At 52.7% G+C, this 795-nt stretch carries 9 tRNA genes (1 of these 9 only partly in view); all 9 read right to left on the minus strand.

What is annotated here, in order from left to right:
* Window positions 1–9: 9 nt before the first annotated feature.
* A tRNA-Glu gene (locus tag ABE34_RS23735) sits at window positions 10–81 on the minus strand.
* A gap of 2 nt (window positions 82–83) precedes the next feature.
* A tRNA-Ser gene (locus tag ABE34_RS23740) sits at window positions 84–174 on the minus strand.
* Between the two features lie 9 nt (window positions 175–183).
* Window positions 184–260: transfer RNA gene (locus tag ABE34_RS23745), tRNA-Asn, on the minus strand.
* Between the two features lie 4 nt (window positions 261–264).
* A tRNA-Ile gene (locus ABE34_RS23750) sits at window positions 265–341 on the minus strand.
* 6 nt (window positions 342–347) lie between these two features.
* Window positions 348–421, minus strand: a tRNA-Gly gene (locus tag ABE34_RS23755).
* A gap of 3 nt (window positions 422–424) precedes the next feature.
* Window positions 425–500 (minus strand) — tRNA-Phe (locus ABE34_RS23760).
* 15 nt (window positions 501–515) lie between these two features.
* A tRNA-Asp gene (locus ABE34_RS23765) sits at window positions 516–591 on the minus strand.
* A 3-nt stretch (window positions 592–594) separates the two neighbouring features.
* Window positions 595–669, minus strand: a tRNA-Met gene (locus tag ABE34_RS23770).
* Window positions 670–719: 50 nt separating this feature from the next.
* A tRNA-Ser gene (locus ABE34_RS23775) sits at window positions 720–795 on the minus strand (it continues 66 nt past the right edge of the window).

A 795-nucleotide genomic window follows, 5' to 3' on the forward strand; every position in this document is an offset into this window, starting at 1 on the left:
ATTTTAGTATGACCCGTACGGGATTCGAACCCGTGTTACCGCCGTGAAAGGGCGGTGTCTTAACCACTTGACCAACGGGCCAATGGCGGAGAAGGAGGGATTTGAACCCTCGCGCCGGTTACCCGACCTACACCCTTAGCAGGGGCGCCTCTTCAGCCTCTTGAGTACTTCCCCACAAAAAAATGGCTCCGAAGGCAGGACTCGAACCTGCGACAACCTGATTAACAGTCAGGTGCTACTACCAACTGAGCTACTTCGGAATAATGGTGGGCCTAAATGGACTCGAACCATCGACCTCACGCTTATCAGGCGTGCGCTCTAACCAGCTGAGCTATAGGCCCTTAGATTGGAGCGGGTGATGAGAATCGAACTCACGACATCAGCTTGGAAGGCTGAGGTTTTACCATTAAACTACACCCGCATATGGTGGGTCAGGACGGAATCGAACCGCCGACACTTAGAGCTTCAATCTAATGCTCTACCAACTGAGCTACTGACCCATATTTTTTAAAAAATGGCGGTCCCGACCGGGATCGAACCGGCGATCTCCTGCGTGACAGGCAGGCATGTTAACCGCTACACCACGGGACCATTTGGTTGCGGGGGCCGGATTTGAACCAACGACCTTCGGGTTATGAGCCCGACGAGCTACCACTGCTCCACCCCGCGTTAATAAAATATTCTTTTCGAGTTTTTCAAGCGCCATTTATAAAATAAACTGGAGGAGGTAGAGGGATTCGAACCCCCGCGCGGTGTTACCCGCCTGTCGGTTTTCAAGACCGATCCCTTCAGCCA

This window comes from Lysinibacillus sphaericus (assembly GCF_015844675.1).
Classification (GTDB): Bacteria; Bacillota; Bacilli; order Bacillales_A; family Planococcaceae; genus Lysinibacillus; species Lysinibacillus sphaericus_E.